A 4791-nucleotide genomic window follows, 5' to 3' on the forward strand; every position below is an offset into this window, starting at 1 on the left:
CTTCTCCAGTGTTCACGGAGAAGGCGGCGCGATCACAGGGCGCGTACCGCGCGAATCAGTGCGCCGCTACAGGCTCCGGCGCGTTCTTCAGCTCTTCGTCGCCGGCTTCGGCGCTGTAGTCGGACGGCTTGGTCTCGTCCGGGCCGTCCGGCGCCTTGAGCGCCCGCAGCACCAGGGTGAGCGCCACCGAGACGATCAGGTTGAGGGCGAAGGCGGTCAGGCCGATGTAGCCGATCTCGCCGATGCCGGGGATCTCGGCCGCGTTGCCGCCGAAGTGCTTGGTGGCCGGGCTGGCGATCCCGTACGCCTTCCAGGTGCCGTACACCATGCCGGCCGCCCAGCCGGCGAACAGCGCCCAGTGGTGGAACCAGCGGGTGAACAGGCCGCCGACGATCGCCACGAAGGTCTGCAGGATCCACAGGCCGCCCAGCAGCTGGAGGTTGATCGCGGCCTGCTTGTCCATGCCGAGCACGAAGACCAGCGCGCCGACCTTCACCAGCAGCGAGACCAGCTTGGCGATCCGGGTCTCGTCGGCGGGGGTGGCGGCGGGCTTGAGCCACTCCTTGTAGACGTTGCGGGTGAACAGGTTGGCCGCCGCGATGGACATGATGGCGGCCGGCACCAGCGCGCCGATGCCGATCGCGGCGAAGGCCACGCCGGTGAACCAGTCCGGGAACATGTCCGCGAACAGCTGCGGCACCGACAGCTGGGAGTTGTAGCCCTTGACGCCCTTGCCGACGCCCGCCGCGATCGCCATGAAGCCGAGCAGCGCCAGCAGGCCCAGCATCAGCGAGTAGGCGGGCATGATCGCCATGTTGCGGCGCACGGTGTTGCGGGACTTGGAGGCCAGCACACCGGTCACCGAGTGCGGGTACATGAACAGCGCCATCGCCGAACCGAGGGCGAGCGTGGCGTACGTCCACTGCTTGTTCTCGGGGATGGTCAGCGAGCCGGCCTTGGCCTCCTTGAAGTGCTGCGCGGCCGTGTCGAAGATGTGCCCGTAGCCGCCGAGCCGGATCGGGATGTAGATCACCGCGACGATGATCACGATGTAGACCAGGGCGTCCTTGACGAAGGCGATCAGCGCCGGGGCGCGCAGGCCGGAGGAGTAGGTGTACGCGGCCAGCACGCCGAAGGCGATGAACAGCGGCAGGTCCTTGACGAACCAGTTGGCGTTCTCCCCGCCGCCGACCCCCAGCACGTCCAACACGGCCTGGATGCCGACGAGTTGCAGGGCGATGTATGGCATGGTGGCCAGGATGCCGGTGAGCGCCACCACCAGCGACAGCGGCCGCGAGCCGTACCGGCCGCGCACGAAGTCGGCCGGGGTCACGTAGCCGTGCACCCGGGAGACCGACCAGAGCCGGGGCAGGAAGAGGAAGACCAGCGGGTAGGCGATGATCGTGTACGGCACCGCGAAGAAGCCCGCCGCGCCGGTCGCGTACACCGCCGCCGGGACGGCGACGAAGGTGTACGCGGTGTAGAGGTCGCCGCCGAGCAGGAACCAGGTGACCCAGGTTCCGAAGCTGCGGCCGCCCAGGCCCCACTCGTCCAGGTGCGCCGCGTCGTCCGCGCGGCGCCAGCGCGAGGCGAGGAAGCCCATCACGGTGACGAGGGCGAAGAACAGCACGAAGACCACGAGGGCCGGCGCGTTGACGTCCTTCATCGCGCACCGCCCTTCCGGGCCGCCTTGCGGGCCTGCTCGTCCCGGTTGATCAGCAGGTAGGCGGCGACCGTGAACACGGCCGACACCGGCACCCAGAGCAGCTGGTACCAGTAGAAGAACGGCATCCCGGCCACCGCCGGGTCGCCCTTGTCGTACGAGGACACCCAGAGCATCACGACGATCGGCACGAGCAGGGCGAGGCCGGCCAGCACCCGTTCGGGCGTCACCGCCGGGACGGACGTCCCGGCCGGCTCGGGCATGACATCGTCGACGGTCGGGGGATCAGAGGGCATCGTCGGCTCCGCTCCGGAGAGGTCCCCGTCGGCGCCGCAGCCCGGTCGGCGCCGAGCGCCGTACGGGCCCGCCGAGCAGCACCATCGGTGATCGGCAGTCAGGTTCAGTACGGCTGCGCAATCTAGAGCATGAGGTGATCCGTGTCACCGGAATCGACGGAACTTCCCGCCAGTCGGACGCAACCGGCCGATGTCCGTCGTCGAGGGGCGCAAAGGTGCCACTGCCGAGGGGCGCAAAGGCGCTGCGGGGCAACGGAAACGCGGTACCGCGGTGGACGGAACGGGCGCCGCCGTCGCAGGATGTCGGGGCGCCGTCGCAGAACGCACATGGCACCGGCGCGCGCGGGTCGCGTGCGCCGGTGCCCGAAGTGCGGTGGGGGAGTGGGGTTACTCCGGACGCTTCAGCCGGGTGATGAACTTGTAGCGGTCGCCGCGGTAGATCGAGCGGACCCACTCGACCGGATCGCCCTCGGCGTCGAAGGAGTGCCGGGAGAGCTGGAGCATCGGCAGGCCGAGGTCGGAGCCGAGCAGGCCGGCCTCGCGCGGGTTGGCCAGGGTGGTCTCGATGGTCTCCTCGGCCTCGGCCACGGTGACCCCGTACACCTCGCGCAGTGCCGCGTACAGCGAGTTGTGCTTGGCCAGGTTGCGGCGCAGGGCGGGGAAGCGCTTCGCGGACAGATGGGCGACCTCGATGGCCATCGGGTCGCCGTTGGCCAGCCGCAGACGCTCGATCCGCAGCACCCGGCCGCCGGGCTTGATGTCGAGCAGCGGGGCGAGCCGGTCGTCGGCGGTGATGTAGCCGATCTCGATCAGCCGGGAGGTGGGCTCCAGGCCCTGGGCCCGCATGTCCTCGGTGTAGGAGGTCAGCTGGAGGGCCTGGGCGACCTTGGGCTTGGCGACGAAGGTGCCCTTGCCCTGGATGCGCTCCAGCCGGCCCTCGACGACCAGCTCCTGGAGGGCCTGGCGCACGGTGGTGCGCGAGGTGTCGAACTGGGCGGCCAGCGCGCGCTCGGGCGGCACCGGGGTGCCGGCGGGCTGGGTCTCGGTGAGCTGCAGCAGGTGCCGCTTCAGGCCGTAGTACTTGGGGACGCGCGCGGTCGGGTCGGTACCGGCCTGCGCCGGGAGGCTGTTCACCTCGGGGTCGTTGACCTGGGCGCTGGTTCCCCCGTCGCTGCTCATCGGACCTGTTCTCCCGCTTCTCGCGAGGTCTTCGGCGACCCCACCACATCGTTAACGGCTCACATCGTTGCATGTATGGCTACGGAACGAATACCTCATCACGCGATGAACGATGTGCGGTGTCGGCTTGATAACGGGTGGTCGGGATCGGTCGAACAGCCGTTGACAGGCCCATTGGTCTAGGCCAAGCTCCAGGCATCTGGTCTACACCACTAGGCCGGTCACTATGAATCCCCCCACCCGTTCGAAGGGGTCCGCGGCACCTTCCCCCCCGCTTTGTGTGGGTCTGCCGCTGCCGCCCGACGGGGGCAACCCAGGCATCCCTCAGGAGGATGGCGTGAAGCGTCAGCTCATCGCGGCGGTCGGCGTCGCAGCAATGGTCGTCGGCCTGGCGGCCTGCAGCTCGGACGGCAAGAAGAGCGAGGGCGACTCCACGTCCTCGTCCTCCTCGGCGGCCGACAAGTACAAGGGCAAGACGCTGAAGGTGTGGACCATGACCGGTTCCGCCCCGAAGGGCTGGACCGACGCGGTCAAGACCGAGTTCGAGACCACCTACCCGGGTTCGAAGGTCGAGTACGCCACCCAGGAGTGGACCGGCATCGGCGCCAAGGTCACCGCCGCGCTGTCGGAGGGCTCGGTCGACGTCCTGGAGGTCGGTAACACCCAGACCGCCGGCTACGCCGCCTCGGGTGGTCTGCTCGACATCACCAAGGACAAGGCCGCCCTGGGCGGCGACGCCTGGCCCGCCAACCAGAACGAGTCCGCCCTCATGGACGGCAAGCAGTACGCCGCCCCGTGGTACGTCACCAACCGCGTGGTCGCCTACAACAAGGACCTGTGGGCCAAGGCCGGCCTGACCGACACGCCGAAGACCCTGGACGAGTTCTACACCGACCTGGAGAAGCTGAAGGCCACCCCGGGCGTCGTCGACCCGATCTACATGCCGGGCCAGGAGTGGTACGTCTACTTCGGTCTGCTCACCAGCGAGGGTGGCAAGATCGCCAAGAAGGACGGCGACAAGTGGGTCGGCGGCCTGTCCTCGCCCGAGAGCCAGAAGGCCTTCGAGACCTACAAGAAGCTCCAGGGCTACTCGGCCACCGGTCCGAAGGACAAGGACGAGGCCACCCCGCAGCAGAAGGACGTCTTCGCCCAGGGCAACATCGGCGCGATGATCGGCCTCGGCTGGGAGCTGCCGGACGAGAAGGCCATGCCGAAGGACAAGATCGGTTACTTCCCGCTCCCCGGCAAGACCGCCGACAAGCCCACCGGCGTGTTCCTCGGTGGTTCGAACCTCGCGATCGCCTCGCAGAGCAAGAACACCGACATGGCCAAGGACTTCCTGAAGATCGCCCTCAACGACAAGAACGAGGGCCTGTTCGCCGCGGCCGGCATCACCACGAACAAGCCCGCGCTGAACGCCGGCATCCAGGGCGACTTCGCCAAGGCCGCCCAGCAGGCCGCCACGGTCGGCGCGATCACCCCGAACACCCCGAACTGGGCCAGCGTCGAGGACAACCCGAACCCGGTCAAGGAGTTCCTGACCGCTGTTCTCCAGGGCGGTGACTTCGCCTCCACGGCCAAGAAGTACGACGACGAGATCGCCAAGAAGCTCAACCAGAAGCAGTAGCACTGAGCGGCGTCGCTCACCGGCCC

General features: G+C 68.6%; 4 protein-coding genes. 1 reads left to right on the forward strand and 3 read right to left on the reverse strand.

Features of this window, described 5'->3' with window-relative positions; all coding sequences use genetic code 11:
- Nucleotides 1–55: 55 nt before the first annotated feature.
- The 3 genes from mctP to ACFU7Y_RS40335 form a co-directional block, all read right to left on the reverse strand.
- The gene (gene mctP / locus ACFU7Y_RS40325) at nucleotides 56–1666 is read right to left on the reverse strand and encodes a monocarboxylate uptake permease MctP (RefSeq protein ID WP_380771352.1); all 1611 of its coding nucleotides are present in this window, start codon (nucleotides 1664–1666) and stop codon (nucleotides 56–58) included.
- Nucleotides 1663–1959 carry a DUF3311 domain-containing protein gene (locus ACFU7Y_RS40330; protein ID WP_308020244.1) on the reverse strand — a complete coding sequence of 99 codons (297 nt, stop codon included), beginning with the start codon at nucleotides 1957–1959 and terminating at the stop codon, nucleotides 1663–1665. The genes mctP and ACFU7Y_RS40330 overlap by 4 nt, the downstream gene beginning before the upstream one ends.
- A gap of 387 nt (nucleotides 1960–2346) precedes the next feature.
- A complete protein-coding gene (locus ACFU7Y_RS40335) occupies nucleotides 2347–3138 on the reverse strand; it encodes a GntR family transcriptional regulator (protein ID WP_224281902.1) in 792 nt (263 codons plus the stop codon).
- 337 nt (nucleotides 3139–3475) lie between these two features.
- On the opposite strand from ACFU7Y_RS40335, the gene ACFU7Y_RS40340 reads away from it, so the two are divergent.
- Nucleotides 3476–4765 carry an extracellular solute-binding protein gene (locus ACFU7Y_RS40340; RefSeq protein ID WP_224281904.1) on the forward strand — a complete coding sequence of 430 codons (1290 nt, stop codon included), beginning with the start codon at nucleotides 3476–3478 and terminating at the stop codon, nucleotides 4763–4765.
- The last annotated feature ends 26 nt before the right edge of the window (nucleotides 4766–4791 follow it).

The sequence above is a fragment of the Kitasatospora sp. NPDC057542 genome (assembly GCF_042801945.1).
GTDB lineage: Bacteria > Actinomycetota > Actinomycetes > Streptomycetales > Streptomycetaceae > Kitasatospora.